Consider the following 17,109-nt stretch of genomic DNA (forward strand, 5'->3'; position numbering starts at 1 on the left):
TTTTTAGAATGATAAGTTTAATCCAAAGGTGAACAATCGTTGCATAGGATGGCTGGTTCCTAATATTTCAGGGTCATAATTCTTTGAAAGCTTGGTAAACTCAAAAATATTATCGCCTGTAAGATATAATCTTACTCGTTCTAATTTAGCTTTCATCGTAAACTTTTTAGGTAATGTATAACCGATAGTGATATTCTTTATGCGGAGATAGGCTGCATTTTGCAAATATCGCGTCTGATTAATTGCCAAGTCCTTTCCACCTTCTGCAATATAAGATTTTAATCTTGGGAAATAAGCATCAGTATTTTCTGGAGTCCAATGGTCTAAATTATTTTCAAGCACATTTCCCCAAGGAGCTCTATATATGCCAAAGAAATAATGACTTTCCGGATACCAATCCTTTTTGCCTACTCCTTGCAACAGAACACGGAAATCAAGTCCATTCCATTCGGCTGTAAAATCAGCACCATAATTATATCGTGACGCATTGTTACCAATTACTTTATAGTCACCAGGATCATTTACAGTCCAAGAACCATTGTTAATCTTTCCATTGTTATCCAAGTCCTTATATTTCAAATCTCCCGGTTCAATAGGACGGTCACCAGGATAGGAAGTTACATCCCATTGATCAGCATGGTTATCAATATCTGCTTGATCTTTGAAAAATCCTTCTGTCACTAATCCCCATATTTCTCCTATCTCACAGCCTTCATACCAATCGTCCAAATTACCAGTAGGATTATCAAACCGAGTAATAAAAGAACGATTGTCTGACAGGATAAATTTGACATTATAGCTAAAAGGCTTATTCCCCAAATTAAACAAGTCTCTCCATCCCAAGGATATTTCCCAACCTTCAGTTTTCATATCTGCCGCATTAATGCGTGGCTCTAAAGCTCCCAACACACTAGGAAGAGTCTTACCTTTCGTAAGCATATCTTTCGTATCTCTGCGATATATATCTCCCGAAAAGGTAAGCCGGTTATTAAAGAAATTCAAATCCAATCCTATGTTTTTGGTATATACTTTTTCCCAAGTCAACGAATTTGAAACTAGGCCACTGGGGGTAACGCCCATAGGTTTTATACCATTAATCAACAATTGTTGTTCGCTAGATCCCATACTTGCAATATATTCATAGTAGCTTACATCCTGATTGCCTAGAGCTCCATACGAAATTCTCAATTTCGCGTAATTCAACCAATTTTGGGTGGCATGCATAAATTTCTCTTGTGAAATAATCCAAGCAGCTGATATAGAAGGAAAGAAACCGAAACGATCATTTTTGGGGAAGCGAGAAGACCCATCATAACGTCCATTTGCTTCAAAAATATATTTATTGTTATAAATATAATTCAGACGGAAAAAACCACCACGCGTGGCCCATTCATAATTATCCTCGCGCACACGTGCACTTCCGGTAGCTAATTCTACGCTGGGTAATGATGAACTAATTAATTCTTCACGCTCACCTCGCATATATCGGTGTGAGTTATATTCTTGATTAAATCCAGCCAATGCACTTACCTGGTGTTTACCAAATGACTTAGTAAAGTCTATATAAGCATTTACACTAGTATAGTAATCTCTTTCCTTGGCAAGTTGAGCCATATCTACCCAACCTAAATATTCATCGGCAAGATTAGGCCCCTGTTTATAAGGTATGTTCATATCACTATCCCATTGTTCTGTTTCTCTATTTCCCAATCGGGCCGTTGCATCGGCTTTGATAGATAATACATTCTTAATCAAAGCCAGTGTCATAGTAAATTGCGATTGCAGACTGAGTTCCGTCGTTTGGGCTTCTCCTTCAGAAAGTGATCCAATCAATTCTGCTCCTTCTTTTGTCCATGACCCATCAGGATTCTTCACGGTCATTAAAGTATTGGTATCATTAATCCTATTAAATAACCATGAATAGAAGGAACTAGGTCGCTTGTATGTATAGTACAGAGCAGACGTATTATTGCCAAAAGTCAACCAATCGGCTACTTTGAAATCTACTTTTGAGCGGAAATTATAACGATCCATAATGTCCTTATTAATTTTTAAGAGCCCTCTTTCCTGCATATATTCCATACCTATATAATAAGAAGCCTTTTCGGAAGCGCCTGACAAACTTAAATTATGAGAGTGAGTTATACCTGTGTTATCATATATTTCCGAAAACCAGTCTGTATTCCCTAAATAGGTATAATATTCTGGATTACTGAAACTTGGAATCACATTAGGTAAGGTTGGGTCTTCTTTCATCTTTTCAATGTATTTTAAATCCTCGTCTGAATAAAGATCGTACCAAGGCTTACCCATAATTTTTTTATAGCTAGCCTGTATATAAGGATCTTTTACGATTTTAGGCATGCGCCCCAATTTACGCACTGTAATGGAGTTGTCAAAATCAACATTGATCTTTTCCCCTTTTTCTCCTTTTTTAGTAGTTACTAAAATAACCCCATAAGCGGCTTTTGCACCATAGATAGCCGCTGATGATGCATCCTTAAGAACAGATATACTTTCTATATCCGAGCTGTTCATTCGGCTAAAGAATGCAGTTTCGGTTGGAATACCATCAATCACAATTAAAGGAGAACCACCATTAATAGAAGTCTCACCTCGAATATTGAAGGTTGGAACAGAATTAGCTTGGCCATCACCAATACTTATATTAAGGTTAGGTACGATACCCTGTAACATCGTTCCTATGCTATTGGTTGCTCTATTGGCTAAAGTTTTTCCTCCTACACTTTCTACAGCACCACTCAAATTAACTTTTTTTTGTGTACCGTATCCCACGACTATCACTTCATCCAGCATCTCATTATCTGAAGTCATGGTGATATTGATGCGTGTACGGTTTCCCACAGTTATTTCTTGTTTTTTCATTCCGATATAAGTTACTTCCAGCACTGATTTATCGGTAATATCACCACTTAACGTATAATCACCGTCTATATTGGTGATAGTACCGTTTGAAGTACCTTTAAGCATGACGCTTACACCTATTAAAGGTTCACCATTCTCATCTAAGATACGTCCCGTTATTTTACGTGTTTGTTGCAAAATGGCAGGTTGGGGCTTGTTTGAAAGGACTATATGACTTCCTTCCATAGTATAATGTATTTCAGTATCATGAAAAAGTTCGTCCAAAACTTTAGATACAGGAGTGTCATCTGCTCTTACCGACACTTTTTGATGAGTATCGATATTCGAATTGATAATAAACAAGTAATCTGTTTGGTTTTCAATTTCATTTAAAACAGACTCAAGAGTAGCATTGTTCTTGGTGAATGTAATGCGTGCGTTTTGCGAGTGTATATTACCCGCAAACATACTGAAAATTGACACAAATACCAGAGTCAGGGTAATTTTCATAATCTTATAAATTCGATTTGTCCGTAATTTTTGGGGGTATAAAATTTCCCACAAAGAAATATTATTCATATCTTTGTTACACTTTAATGATTAATACAGTTATTAGAATTGTGTTAATAGTGAGTGCTGACATGCGGCCAAACTTGTCGGCACTCTTTTTTTCAATTGAAAGGAATGTGTTTTCTTAGTATTGTTTCATAGGCAAATTTATTTTATGTAAATAATATGGTTTTCTTCATCGCGTACAAACTGAAAATCCACATCTTTTTGTAGCACTCGTAAAGCATATCGCACACCATCAGAATGACGGAACTTACCTGTACAACGATAATTCATCACAGCTTTATTTTCTATACGGATTTCCACACCGTAGTATTTTTCAAATTTATGAATGATATAAGGGAAAGTTGCATCCTTGAAACTGATAATCCCCTCTCGCCAACGATAAGGATTATAATCTTCAATAGGAGCCACTTTTATTTCTCCATCTTTAAGATAAGCCATCTGGTTAGGTTTGAGTTGGCACTGATAATTGCCTGCGGTTATCTTTACAGCCCCTTCCATCAACGCTGTCGCAAAGGTACTGTCATCCGAATAAGATTCCACATTAAATTGGGTACCAAGCACTTCTACATTTCCTTTTGGAGTTTGTACAATAAAAGGTTTATGAATATTTTGAGCAACCTGAAAGTAGGCTTCACCGTCAAGTTTAATCCGGCGTTCTTTATCTGCGAAAACTGCAGGATATTCAATTTTAGTACGAGAATTCAGCCAAACTTTGGTTCCATCAGACAATTCCAAATTGATACGTTGACCAGCTGGAACACTGATTTTTTGAGCAGTGAGCCAATATTCTTGTCGCTCTTGGTTCTTGTAAAATAGTGTGATGACCAGAGTAATCGCTGCAACTGCTGCAATTTCTATAAATTTCCTAAATTTAAACTTCTTTTTTGAAGACTGTGAAACAGTTTCTTTTTTCGTGTCTTTACTCAGAAGCAATGTCATATCATACATCTTTCTTTCTTTAAAATAAGTACGACGGTTTTCAGTTGATGCTTCCATCCACTTACGAACTTTCATCTCTTCGTCCGTAGTAGCCTGACCTTCAAAAAAACGTATTAACAAATTTTTATCCATACTCTGTTATATTGTATAATAAAAGATAATATAAATTTATTTATCTTCTTACTATACATATAAGCAAGTGATGCTTTCATATCCCTAATGAAAAAAGGTGTTTTTTTTATTTTAAAAGGAAATAAATAAAAAAAGGTAGATAATCTTTTAGTTGTATCCGTAGTTCTCTTAAAGCTTTTGTGATATGAAATTCTACCGATTTATAGCTGATATTCAGCTTTTCGGCAATTTCTTTATGCGGAAGGTTCTGAATACGGCTCATTATAAAAATTTCTCGGGTACGTTCTGGCAGAAGATCCAAAGTGTCATTGACTATTTTTTGTGCTTCAGCCGCAAAAATTTCATAAGGTTCACAAGCTTCCAAGGTGGCAATACGGGTATTCAGTTCCCATTGGGCATGTTCGTACAATTGTTCAGATACTTCTTTAATAACTGTTTTGTGTTGAAGATAATTCAAACATTTATGTTTGATAACCGTAAGCACATATGCAGGTATATTAGACTCTTTATTAAGTTCGGTTCTATGTTCCCAATAGTAAATAAGGGAATCTATCACAATGTCTTCAGCTATAGTAGCATCACGGGTAAAGGTTTGTGCGAACCGGACGAAACGACCTTTGTATATTGTAAAAAGTTCATTGAATAATGATAAATCTGAAACTTGTTCCATTATATTATACTAGCCTGTTGGTGTGATAAAAAATATTTTATAAATTATACATAATATATGCAATATTCGCAAAAGTCCTTGACTTTTGCAAGTAAATAGAAACTAAATTACACGGTGATTTCTAAAATATATCACACATAAAGACATCAATTCAACATCTATAAACAAAGTATATACAAAGAATATCATTACCATGATGGAACGCAATCGTGACCGGCCTTTGATTTCGTCGAAAGAAACAAACCCATCTCATATGCTTTGGTTTCCGTCCTATTTACGAGGAATTCTTTATCGGTACGGCTACATTCGTTAATCATCGTCCAATAACGGTAAAAAGCGGGCTACCATGATCCAGAGTTAAAACTTCAGTATTTTCCTTTTTCATTTTATTTATGAACACGAAGATACGACAGACTGTTCAAGAAAAAGTTGATTATTGTAGATGTGCGCAGGTTAATGTGATTCAGAAGGTCAGATCTGTCTTCAGAGTAAAAAATATTCTGGTACGGAAGGGAAATTGGATGTGAAGGAGCCTATATATAAATATACACTTCCCCCAAGATATAAAACCCGCCCCCCTGCAACAGCCCTACTTGAACAAACTTGTTAGTCCCCTGTTCCAACCTCCGGAGGCTATGAATGTTTTTTCTTAACAAGTAACAGTCCGCTCTGATATAGAACCTAAACCCGAAAGATTATATATCTTACAAGTGTAACATATATAACGATGACACCTGAAGATCTATCATGTGTCACGGCATCTTCTATGATTCATAATCAAACCGATCAAGTATCATTCATCTATAGAAAAGAAAATTGCCTTCATCATTCATAAAAACAAATAATGAAGGCAATACACTAAATTATATACAATCAATCCCTAATCATTCAGCTACTACTTCAACTACACGACTGTTGAGTTGCTGTGTAGTAAATAGATTCAATCCTACATTCATCAAGAATTCTCCAGAGAAAACCTCACCATTGCCTGATAAAGAAGAATTGGCTCCGGGCATCAAGTTGATTTCTTTCACACGATACATTTTGTCTGCATCAAGCCCCTGCAAACGCACCGGCAATGTTTTTTCCGCATAACGGGGATGAATATCGAAAGCAAATACAACTGCTTTATCCTTATCTTTGCCCACATACATAGTAGAGGTATGATTACTGCCATAAGGAGATACCAAACGGTACATATCGCCTTCCAGAACGACCGGTTTCAAACGGTTATAATTCTGTACAGCAGTACGGCAATAAGTTTCATCATCCTTACTCATATCCGCTAATTTTATATCAAAACCGAGTTTGCACATCATAGCCACATCCGTACGGAATTTCACACTGCTATTCTTATTCCATGTGGTAACATGAGCGCACATTGTCTTGGCTGGGAACACCTGTGAAAATCCCCACTGAATAAATAAACGTTCAATAGGATCGGTATTATCACTAGGCCAGAATTCTGTAAAATAGCTCAAAGCCTCATAATCCGAACGCCCACCGCCACCGGAACAAAGCATCATCGGCAGATCAGGATATTTTGCTTTCACACGTTCCAATACATTATATAAGCCACGCACATAATCAATATATAAATGTGACTGCTTGTCTTTCAAATAAACAGAGTAAATATTTGTAATAGGGCTATTGCAATCCCATTTGAAGAAAGCGATATCAGGATATTTCGTCATCAAATTGTCCACAACTCCGAACACATAATCCTGTACTTTCGGATTACTCAAATCCAGAACCAACTGGTTACGGAAATAATACTCGTCACGGTTCGGAAGATGAATCACCCAGTCTTTATGCTTTTCATACAACTCACTCTTAGGATTCACCATTTCCGGTTCAATCCAGATACCGAACTTTATACCTTTTTTCTTAGCGGCTTCCGTCAGATAACCAATGCCATGAGGAAGCTTGTCAGCCGTTTCATCCCAGTCACCTAACCCTTGATGATCACCACTGCGCGGATACTTGTTGGCAAACCAACCATCATCCAACAAAAACATATCCACACCCAGTTCTACTGCATCATCCATCAACTTCACCAATTTCGCTTCATCAAAATCAAAATAGGTGGCTTCCCAATTATTCAACAAAGTCATACGAGTCTGGTTCCCATCCTTTACCTGATACTTACGGGCCCAATCATGGAAATTACGGCTAGCCTGTCCTTTACCTGTAAAACTGTAAGTAAAATAAAAATCGGGAGTACGGAAGATTTCATTCGGTTTCAGACTATATTCCGAAGCATACGGATTAATACCCGAAATAACACGCAGTTCGTTCTTATTATCTACTTCGAATACAAAACTGAAATTACCTGTCCATCCTAATGTTCCGACCAACACTTCACCTTGGTTCTCTTCTGACTTTCCGTCCAATGCAAGTTGGAAGAAAGGAGAGCAGAACATATTGGCACGTGCTCCCAACTTGGTATCAATCGTTTTTTTACCAAATTCCAAAGGCTGTTCCTTCACATGCGCCTCACTGGCCCAGTCTCCCGAGAATTCAGTCAGGAAATAGTTGGCACGATTCAAGTGCAACATGGAAGACGCATACTTATGAAGCTGCACAGGTTTCTTTTCCCGATGACTGATTTCAGTGAAAGTCTTTATTAGATTTTCTTTCTGGTAAGCCACATAATGAAGTTTTACAGTTACAGGATATTTATCATCCTGCATAGTAATCACTACTTCATCTACCCCCGGCGACACTTGATTCCGAGTATGAGATACATATTTTAACAAAGTAGAAGGATTGCCGTCATTATGCACTATATGAATAGCCGGTTCAAAATAATCTTCCATGCCATGAGTCAGATATGCTTCGCTGCCCTGCGGCAAGTGGGCAATATCTGTAGCATGATTCAACCTCTTTCCCAAATAACTTTGATATAGACGTCCATTATTACCAACCCGGTAAATAAGGTCTACATTTTCTGTACTAATTTTAATTACTGGCTTATCCGCCGCCTTTAACATAAATGATATGCATAAAAAACATATCAAGAAGAGCAATCTTTCTTTCATGGTATTATTCATCGATTAAAATTATAGTGCAAAAAGCCCAATTTTAAAATTCACTCTTCAAATATACCATAAAAACACTAATACTCAATTTCTTTTTTAAATGAATTTTTATCCTTATGATTATCCCGACATCTCCAATCCCTCTTAATGTAAAAAAATCATAAATTCAGGAATGTTACTCCAATTACCGTATTCTTTTCACCTATTTTCTTATATTTGTAAATTATTCCATCACACAAACGTAAAAACAAATGGACCAGACCTTACTAAAATACTGGAAAACTTGTCTTCAAGATGCAGAGCGCAAAGCTATTGCTCTCAAAGGACCACGAATCACCCTAAACATTGGTGACAAGATACTTAAATTCATTCCTCTCAAAAGTATTCCTGTTATTTTCCCTGATTGGAAAGCAGAAGACAGCAATGAAAAACAAAAAGTGATGATTGCTCCTTGTATTCTTTTGCCCGAATTTGAAAACGGCTGGACTTCCCAATCAGAAAGACCGGAATATCCCTTCTTGATTACTGCCACCATGTTGCCTGACGGCAAACTAACCGTATGCGAGAACGAATCAGACAGAATCCCAATATTTATTCGTAAATTTTTGGAGCCTAATGCAGCCAATGACCGCACTATAGCTTCTCTTTCAAAAGTAGATCAACTACTATCCAATTTTAACACTGAAGAAACAAAATGGGAGGCCTATTGGCAAGCATGCGAGCAGCTTTTCAAGAAAGCAACCGGCAAAACTTTCAGCACAATGAATTACTATGATAATCCAGAAATCATTATCATAAAAGCCTCCGAGCGCAATATGGCACAGCCCATAATCACACTATATGACAAACTCTTAAAAGATGACAATACCACTCCACATCCCCTGTTGAATTTATTAATACAAACAAAATCTGCTAACGCTCTTCCTATTCCAACTAACCGGAAAGTATATTGCAACCAAGAACACTGGGCACAAATGAGCAGCGACTTTCCTTTGTCCATATCTCAACGCGAAACACTAGCAATGTACACAACACCGGAATGTGCTGATATTTTTGTCGTCAACGGTCCTCCGGGAACAGGAAAAACCACTTTTCTGCAAACTGTCATCGCAAACAGACTTGCTCATAATATTCTAAACAATCCGGAAGAGCCGGAAATTATAGTTGCAAGTTCAGCTAATAATCAGGCAATCACCAATATCCTGAAGGATTTCAAAGCGGAAACAACCAATGACACAACACATCCCCGGTTGTCCAACCGCTGGCTACCCGAACTGGATACATTAGGCTTATATCTGTCAGGGAAAAAAGAGCTGCAACAACAGTACAAAATGATGTTCAACCCCAAAGGGGATGGATTTCCGGCAGCATACGATACACCTGAACGTCAAGAAGAGTACAAACAATTCTATCTGCAATGCTTCAATAACTTTTTCAAGAAAAACTATCAAGACGAAACAAAATGCCGACAATTTCTCCGTAAAGAAATGCAAGCCCTCCAAAAAAAGATTATTCTCTGTATCCAAGCTGCCGAAACAACAGAATACGGAAACCGGAAGGAAAACAATATATTACAGAAGTTTATCCGCAAATTCCATGAGCCATTACCCTCCTACGACAAAGTAATAGAACAGTGGACTTTGACAGAAGAATTCAAAGAACGTTACGAAAAAATAAGTTCCAACCCTGAGTATGGCAACTTGCCTTATACAGAAGACATGGCAGTAAGGCTGGATATCAGCTATCGGTATCAAATGTTCTGGTATGCCATACATTATCGGGAAGCCGAGTTTATTCACCGGTTAAGCAAGTGCGATGAAGGCAAGCAGCGCACACAAGAAGCCTATACCCAAAGATTAAAACGTTTGGCTTGCGTAATGCCTGTTTTCATCTCTACTTTCCATTCTCTACCCAAGTATATGACCTATGCGGAGAACGGAAAATGGGATATTCCTTTATACAATGGAATAGATCTGTTGATTGTAGATGAATCCGGACAAGTTTCACCCGAACTTGCCGTTCCCTCCTTCAGTTTGGCCAAGCAAGCGATTTTAGTAGGTGATATTCAACAAATAGAGCCTGTATGGTCCATTTCTGATGAATATTCATTCATTAATTTAAAGAATCTGGGCATTGTTTCCAACCAGTCCTCGGAAAAATACCGTTTTTTAGAAAACAATGGTTTCCTTTCTTCTTCCGGAAGTATAATGAAACTGGCACGTAAAAGCTGTAATTTTACAGTAAAAGGTGAAAAAGGAGCTTTTCTGACCGAACACAGACGATGCGTAGATTCCATTATTGCCTATTGCAATGATTATGTTTACCACGGCAGGTTACTTCCTAAAAAAGGTAACGAAGTAAAATACAAGTCCCTCCCTTCCAAAGGATATGTACACATCAACAGTTACAGCAGCCCTGGAAAAACAGGAAGTCGCCTCAACCGGGCTGAAGCGGAAGCCATTGTCTGTTGGCTGGAACTGGAAAAAGATAATCTGGAAAAGACCTATAAAAAGCCTATTCATGAAATTGTAGCCGTAGTAACTCCTTTTAAAGCCCAAGAAGCCGAAATACGGCATCAAATACAAAAAATATCAGGAAATGAGAAATATAAAGATATGATCATCGGCACAGTACATTCCCTGCAAGGTGCCCAATGTCCGATTGTTCTTTTTTCAACAGTCAACTCTCCCGAAGACCATTCTCTTTTTATGGAGCGTGATGGAAAATACAATATGCTCAATGTAGCGATATCGCGCGCTCAGCATCATTTCATTGTTTTTGGCAACATGAATATTTTCCATCCGGAAGAAAACACCCCGGTAGGAAATATGGCTAAATGGCTTTTCGATGATCCATCCAACGAGATTTCCAACAACTTTATTTACCAACAGGAAGTTCCGCTGTGCACCTACCACCCCACCCTTCGTCTGTCCACCACAGAAGAGCATATCCAGGTTCTGCACCAAGCTTTTGAAAAAGCAAGACACCGTCTGCTGATTGTATCTCCATTCATATCTATCCACGCCATAGAAAACGACCAGTTGGTTCCGCTGATACGCCACACGGTACAACGAGGAGTGAATGTCACAGTCTACACCGATTCGTCTCTAGATTATGATACGAAAACCAATCAGTTGCTCAGCCGTGCCGAAGAGGGACGGAACATATTAATAGAAAATGGCGCAACCCTCATTGAAGTAAAAGGTATCCACAATAAATCATTGGCCATTGATAACCATACACTTATAGAGGGTTCTTTCAACTGGTTATCCGCCAACCGCCATAAAGAATACTCCCGCCACGAATGTTCCATAGTTGTATCATCTGTTCAAGCCGATGAGTACATCAACAATCTGATAAAGGAACTAGAAAGCAGAGAAAAAACCTTTCAATCCCTATCTAAGCCTACAATCAATCTTGACATTGACCAAAAATATCCGGGGTTCTTTACAAAAGAATCTTTTAATGATTGTACAGAAGAAGATATTTGCCGTATAAAACAAAAAGTCCAAGAGTTAGGCATTCAGAAAACAGTCCTTCCACCTTATATCCATAAACAACGTGAAACTTTCCCACGTGCTTATGAACCTTGGTGCACAGAAGAAAAGGAAATTATATGTGAGTTGATGCAAAAGACCAATCATCTTTCTATTTTTATAGAATGTCTGCAACGTACAGGACAAGCAATTCAAATTCAGATAGAAGGCAAAAACAATTGATTATAATCCTGAACTGATATCCTTTTTATGATATTCGGGAAACTTGGGAAACAAGAATCAGTCCCTATACGGAAGAGAGGAAAAGACAAATTACTTTTTGCCTTTTCCTCTCTTCCGTATAGCATATGCAACTCCTGCCCAGAGTTCCTTATTTTTTGGAATACATCCAGGTCCATTTATGCCAAAGACTCTCTAACGGTCCCTGCTTATGTCCTTTCAACCACCACTTGCAGAACTGTACTTGCAACAAAAAGAGTACAAAACCAACCAACAAACTCAACGTATATCCACAGTACGGAGCCAGATAAAGTCCGAAAGGGAAATAAATAATAGCTCCGGCAATAGATTGGGTGATATAATTAGTCAGACTCATCCTACCATAATAACGAAGATTTGATACAAAATTCTTGAACCTATCCCGTTGATAAAGCAATACAAAAGAAGCAACCAGTACAAATGTAAAAGCGAACTTTTGCCACATATCAAAAGCAGTTCCGGCAGTCTGGCGAATGAGTTCACTGTCACTAGCCATAATCAACTCTTTCAGTTGGAAAAGCGGAGCAAAAGAGATAGCGGAAATGATAAGAGCCTTCACCCAAAAACGAGTATGTTTTTCGGAAGTAACAAACAATTGTTTGCGTCCGATATATAATCCCATCAAAAACAAGCCGGCAGTCTGCCAAAAACGCCCTGCTCCCAGAGCCCAATATAGACTGGCTTTCTGACCAAAGGTCATATTCTTACCCAAAAACTCCCACAAATTCCCCTCTTTGGTATATTCCGCCACTTCTTTATACATCGCGCCCACTCCCCAATCGGGCAAAGTATGAGAAGGATCAAACAGACCTACTATATAATGATACCACTCAACGGGCTGCAATAAAAACAAAATAGCCGTAACTAGTATGGCACAGTCACTCCACTTGCGCACCACGAACAATACGATTCCCACTACCGAGAACAGCAACAACACATCTCCTGCCGGAAAAAAAGCTGCATTCAGCGTAGCAAAAGCTACCAATAACAGCAAACGCCACAGAAAACGATAACCAAAATCTTTTCCTTTACGCTGTTGGTTAGCCGACTGAATATAAAATGTAAATCCAAACAGCAAAGCAAAAATGGCATACGATTTTCCAGCCAATAAAGTAAATGTAACATTGAATACCCCGTCATTCAGTATATTCAACCATGCAGGCTGGTCTACCGGATAAACCGGAAAGATGAAATGCTCCAAACTATGCACTAAAAGAATTGCCATGACTGCAAATCCCCGTAAAGCATCCACCACCTCAACGCGTGGCAGTTTTTCTGATAATTGTTTTTCCATGAACTAGTTATTATTGTTTATTTAAAATTCGTTTTACCCAGCGGTTGGCCGGTTTCTCAAAATAATAATAAGAAAGCAGACTCAGCCCGATAGCGACTGCAAAGATAAGCGGAATACTGATATACAGACTGATATGCCAATCGTATGTTTGCGCCAACTGCACATAAGCAAATAATATCCACTATACTCTCCTCTTCGGTGCTATTCCTGCTCTACATATCCGGGGGAGCGGTGAGCAACATTGGATAATAGACTACAGACAATATCATCAGAGTTTTGATAACTCTTACCAAAAACTGTATATTAAAAAGAGAAACTGATTTCCTACAATATTTCCTTTAAATTCCAAGCCTGTATATGCCTGACCCCTTCATTGGAAGGGAATTGTACCTCATCCATGGAAACGACATATTTTTCATAATTATCACCTATCGTCAGCAAAGGAGCATATTCCCGTTCCATGGTTTGTGCCGTTTCCAACATGTAAGTTGCTTGAAGATAAATCACTCTATCGTCCTTCATAGCAACAAAATCAACTTCTTTATCCCGAAAAGAACCTGTATATACAATATAGCCTAAACGACGAAGTTCCAAATATACTGCATTCTCCAACAAATACCCGACTCCATAAGCAAAGCCCGGATAAAGAAAATTCTTAAAGGACAAGTCATTCAGATAATACTTGCAATTACCTGCCACCACATCCTTTCCTTTTATATTGTAACGTTCTGTTTTATAGGCAAGAAAAGCTTCTTCTATATAACCTAGATAATTAGATAAGGTATCATAACTCACCTTCCGGTTCTTGGATTTAAAGAAATTAACAATATGCTGAACGGAAAACAGATTGGACGCATTATTCACCAAATAAATAAAAATATCATCCAATAACCTTACATCACGAACGGGTTTACGCTTCACTATATCACGCAACAAAATCGTATCTTTCACAGAAGCGACATACTGTTTTTCTGACTCGACAGTGGGCAGGTTGTACAATTCGGGCAAACCGCCTTTCTGTAAATAGGCCAAATAAGAAGCCCGACCGGCAGGTTGCTGCATCAACTGTAAATATTCAGCATAACTATAGGGGAATATATGAAATTCTACATAACGTCCCGACAAAAGAGTGGCAAGTTCACTGGAAAGCATTTTAGAGTTAGAACCGCTGATAAACAATTCACTCTCTTCGACAAAGTCTTGCGAATGGGAGTTTACAAACCTTTCCCAGCCATCCACATTTTGAATTTCATCGAAAAACAAATATACTTTTCCTTGCGGTTTAAGCTTTTCCCGATAAAAACGATACAGACTTTCCAATGCTTTATAATCATCAATAAAATCAAATTCCAGATACTCCTTATTTATATATAGGATATTAGCCGGATTTACTCCTCGTTCCGAGACAAGACTTGAAGCAATTTGCCTGAGAATATAACTTTTGCCCGAACGACGTTGTCCTATAAGTACCTTCACCAAGTTATTCCCCACAAAATTGCCAATCTTGTCGGTATAAGATTTCCGTTCCAGTCCCAATTGATACGTATTTCCACCCCAAAGGTTATACTTTTCTAAAGCTTTCCATTTATCGTCCATACTCGAATCTTTTCCCACAAAGATAGTTTTTTTCGAGTATAATCGAAAAAAAAGCACTGTTTATTTCTTTTTTCGAGTATAATCGAAAAAACGTATCTATCTCAAACTGAATTAAAGAAAACGAATACAATCCGGCAGTATGTAAAATTTAACAAATTACTTAAACAAGCAAACTATTATTTTCCTACATTTGTTACCAGTGAAACTTTAAATACGAAAGAACATGAAAGCAAATCCTGTATTTAGTTTATACATCCCTACCAAATTAGTATTTGGCTGCGGAGAAATCAAGAAATTATCCAGTGAAAAATTACCGGGAAAAAAGGCACTGGTCGTCATCTCATCCGGAACTTCCATGCGAAAATATGGATATTTGGAGAGAGTACTTGCCCAATTAAGACTGAATAATGTAGAAACACTGGTTTACGATAAAATCCTTCCCAACCCCATCAAAGAACATGTCATGGAAGCAGCCGCCATCTGCCGGGAGGAAAAGTGCGACTTTGTAGTAGGACTGGGAGGCGGAAGTTCCATCGACTCCGCCAAAAGTATAGCTGTTATGGCCTGCAACGACGGTGACTACTGGGATTATGTATCAGGGGGTAGTGGTAAAGGACGCCCTGTTACCAAAGCACTTCCCATTATCGCCATCCCTACCACCGCCGGAACCGGAACGGAAATGGATCCATGGACAGTGATTACCCACGAAACGGCTCAAGAAAAGATAGGCTTCGGTTGCCAGCTGACCTTCCCTACCTTATCTATTGTAGACCCGGAACTGATGGTTTCCATTCCCCCGCACCTCACCGCCTATCAAGGGTTCGATGCATTCTTCCATGCCGCAGAGGGTTTTATCGCCAATTGTGCAACACCCATCAGTGATCTTTACGCCTTAGAAGCCATCCGTCTGATCTACAAATATCTGCCAGTAGCCGTAGCCGACGGAAAGAATTTGAAAGCGCGTGCCAAAATTGCTTGGGCCAGCACCTTGGCAGGCATGGTGGAAGCCACTTCAAGCTGCACTTCCGAACATTCATTAGAACATGCCATGAGTGCTTATTATCCACAACTTCCTCATGGAGCAGGACTCATTGCCTTGTCTGAGGCATACTTCGAAACTTTCCGGCATGACTGTACAAAACGTTACATGAAAATGGCTGAAATGATGACCCAGAAAAAGAGCAACCGTCCGTCCGATTTCATTGATGCATTGATTACACTGCAAAAAGAATGTAAAGTACATTCTATCAAACTGAGCGAATTTGGTATCCAATCCGAAGATTTCCCCAAATTCCTGCAAAATGCAAGAGATACGATGGGAGGACTGTTCACTCTCGACCCACGCCCGATTACAGACGAAGAAATCCTGCATATCTTTAAAAATTCTTATAAATAATGGATAAAGAACTAGACCTTGCCGTAACCTGTTACGGCAAGGTAAAACCATTGAAATATGATTTGGTCCTCCTCCCTTGGGGAGCTACCGAACCGCATAATCTGCACCTGCCTTATCTGACAGACTGCATTCTAAGCCACGACATCGCACTAGATGCTGCAAAACTGGCAAAAACACATTACGGTATTCGTTGCATGGTCATGCCTTACGTCACTGCCGGTTCACAGAATCCGGGACAACGCGAGCTGGATTTCTGCATCCATTATCGCTATGAAACGCAAAAAGCGATTTTAAGCGACCTAGTTGCCTCTCTATACGCCCAGGGATACCGCAAAATGGTCATTATCAACGGACATGGCGGCAATACATTCAAAAGTATGATACGTGACTTGTCACTGGACTATCCCGACTTCCTGATAGCCAGCAGCGAATGGTTTGCCTTTATCCCTGCTAAAGAGTACTTTGATGAACCGGGTGACCATGCAGATGAATTGGAAACTTCTGTTATGATGCATTATCATCCGGAATTGGTAAACCTGGATGAAGCCGGAGATGGAAATTATAAGAAGTTCGCTTCGCAAATGCTGAATGAAAAAGTGGCATGGATTCCGAGAAACTGGCAAAACGTTTCGCAAGATACCGGTATAGGCAATCCTAAAAAAGCAAGTGCCGGAAAAGGGAAGAAATACGCCGAAGCAGTCGTCGCAAAATATGCATTACTGTTTGAAGAGTTGGTACATAAAGAACTTTATTAATGCCTCATCACTCAAGAAGATCATCTGACCTTTTTAAACGATGGTCTTCTATGTTCATATCACCTCCGCTTCTTCGTTATCAGATACATT

The 17,109-nt window shown here is 38.7% G+C and carries 9 protein-coding genes and 1 pseudogene; 3 read left to right on the plus strand and 7 right to left on the minus strand.

All coding sequences use genetic code 11. The features are described from left to right. Positions 1-3: 3 nt before the first annotated feature. The 4 genes from RE317_RS06030 to RE317_RS06045 all read right to left on the minus strand — a co-directional run bounded on the left by RE317_RS06030 (position 4) and on the right by RE317_RS06045 (position 8,223). Positions 4-3,375 (minus strand): TonB-dependent receptor, encoded by a 3,372-nt coding sequence (locus RE317_RS06030; protein ID WP_162093996.1) that lies wholly within the window; start codon positions 3,373-3,375, stop codon positions 4-6. A 207-nt stretch (positions 3,376-3,582) separates the two neighbouring features. Beyond that, positions 3,583-4,512 (minus strand): FecR family protein, encoded by a 930-nt coding sequence (locus tag RE317_RS06035; protein ID WP_008781416.1) that lies wholly within the window; start codon positions 4,510-4,512, stop codon positions 3,583-3,585. Between the two features lie 106 nt (positions 4,513-4,618). Continuing rightward, complete coding sequence (locus RE317_RS06040) at positions 4,619-5,182, minus strand: RNA polymerase sigma-70 factor (RefSeq protein ID WP_005844952.1); 564 nt, start codon at positions 5,180-5,182, stop codon at positions 4,619-4,621. Between the two features lie 884 nt (positions 5,183-6,066). After that, on the minus strand, positions 6,067-8,223 hold the full coding sequence (locus tag RE317_RS06045; RefSeq protein ID WP_032946255.1) for an alpha-galactosidase: 2,157 nt from the start codon (positions 8,221-8,223) through the stop codon (positions 6,067-6,069). A gap of 251 nt (positions 8,224-8,474) precedes the next feature. On the opposite strand from RE317_RS06045, the gene RE317_RS06050 reads away from it, so the two are divergent. After that, positions 8,475-11,942: an AAA domain-containing protein gene (locus tag RE317_RS06050; RefSeq protein WP_008781414.1), complete on the plus strand. Its 3,468-nt coding sequence runs from the start codon at positions 8,475-8,477 to the stop codon at positions 11,940-11,942. A gap of 148 nt (positions 11,943-12,090) precedes the next feature. Here the strand turns inward: RE317_RS06050 and RE317_RS06055 are convergent, their stop codons facing one another. The 3 genes and pseudogenes from RE317_RS06055 to RE317_RS06065 form a co-directional block, all read right to left on the minus strand. Further along, on the minus strand, positions 12,091-13,272 hold the full coding sequence (locus RE317_RS06055; protein WP_005850669.1) for a DUF418 domain-containing protein: 1,182 nt from the start codon (positions 13,270-13,272) through the stop codon (positions 12,091-12,093). A 10-nt stretch (positions 13,273-13,282) separates the two neighbouring features. Beyond that, positions 13,283-13,453: pseudogene (locus RE317_RS06060) on the minus strand (acyltransferase); the annotation flags it as partial. 143 nt (positions 13,454-13,596) lie between these two features. Further along, positions 13,597-14,868, minus strand: a complete 1,272-nt coding sequence (locus RE317_RS06065; protein WP_008781412.1) for an ATP-binding protein — start codon at positions 14,866-14,868, stop codon at positions 13,597-13,599. A gap of 223 nt (positions 14,869-15,091) precedes the next feature. Here RE317_RS06065 and RE317_RS06070 point away from each other — a divergent pair, with 223 nt between their 5' ends. Beyond that, positions 15,092-16,264, plus strand: coding sequence for an iron-containing alcohol dehydrogenase (locus RE317_RS06070; RefSeq protein ID WP_005844938.1), 1,173 nt, complete (start codon positions 15,092-15,094; stop codon positions 16,262-16,264). Beyond that, on the plus strand, positions 16,264-17,019 hold the full coding sequence (locus tag RE317_RS06075) for a creatininase family protein (protein ID WP_005850667.1): 756 nt from the start codon (positions 16,264-16,266) through the stop codon (positions 17,017-17,019). Before RE317_RS06070 ends, RE317_RS06075 begins: the two co-directional genes overlap by 1 nt. Positions 17,020-17,109: the final 90 nt, after the last annotated feature.

Source organism: Phocaeicola sp. GP0067, assembly GCF_031119655.1.
GTDB classification, from domain to species: Bacteria; Bacteroidota; Bacteroidia; order Bacteroidales; family Bacteroidaceae; genus Phocaeicola; species Phocaeicola vulgatus.

What these genes read in the sequence shown, in the direction of transcription:
- RE317_RS06030 (WP_162093996.1), bottom strand. Translation starts at nt 3,375, where the DNA reads ATGAAAATTACCCTGACTCTGGTATTTGTGTCAATTTTCAGTATGTTT.
- RE317_RS06035 (WP_008781416.1), bottom strand. Translation starts at nt 4,512, where the DNA reads ATGGATAAAAATTTGTTAATACGTTTTTTTGAAGGTCAGGCTACTACG.
- RE317_RS06040 (WP_005844952.1), bottom strand. Translation starts at nt 5,182, where the DNA reads ATGGAACAAGTTTCAGATTTATCATTATTCAATGAACTTTTTACAATA.
- RE317_RS06045 (WP_032946255.1), bottom strand. Translation starts at nt 8,223, where the DNA reads ATGAAAGAAAGATTGCTCTTCTTGATATGTTTTTTATGCATATCATTT.
- RE317_RS06050 (WP_008781414.1), top strand. Translation starts at nt 8,475, where the DNA reads ATGGACCAGACCTTACTAAAATACTGGAAAACTTGTCTTCAAGATGCA.
- RE317_RS06055 (WP_005850669.1), bottom strand. Translation starts at nt 13,272, where the DNA reads ATGGAAAAACAATTATCAGAAAAACTGCCACGCGTTGAGGTGGTGGAT.
- RE317_RS06065 (WP_008781412.1), bottom strand. Translation starts at nt 14,868, where the DNA reads ATGGACGATAAATGGAAAGCTTTAGAAAAGTATAACCTTTGGGGTGGA.
- RE317_RS06070 (WP_005844938.1), top strand. Translation starts at nt 15,092, where the DNA reads ATGAAAGCAAATCCTGTATTTAGTTTATACATCCCTACCAAATTAGTA.
- RE317_RS06075 (WP_005850667.1), top strand. Translation starts at nt 16,264, where the DNA reads ATGGATAAAGAACTAGACCTTGCCGTAACCTGTTACGGCAAGGTAAAA.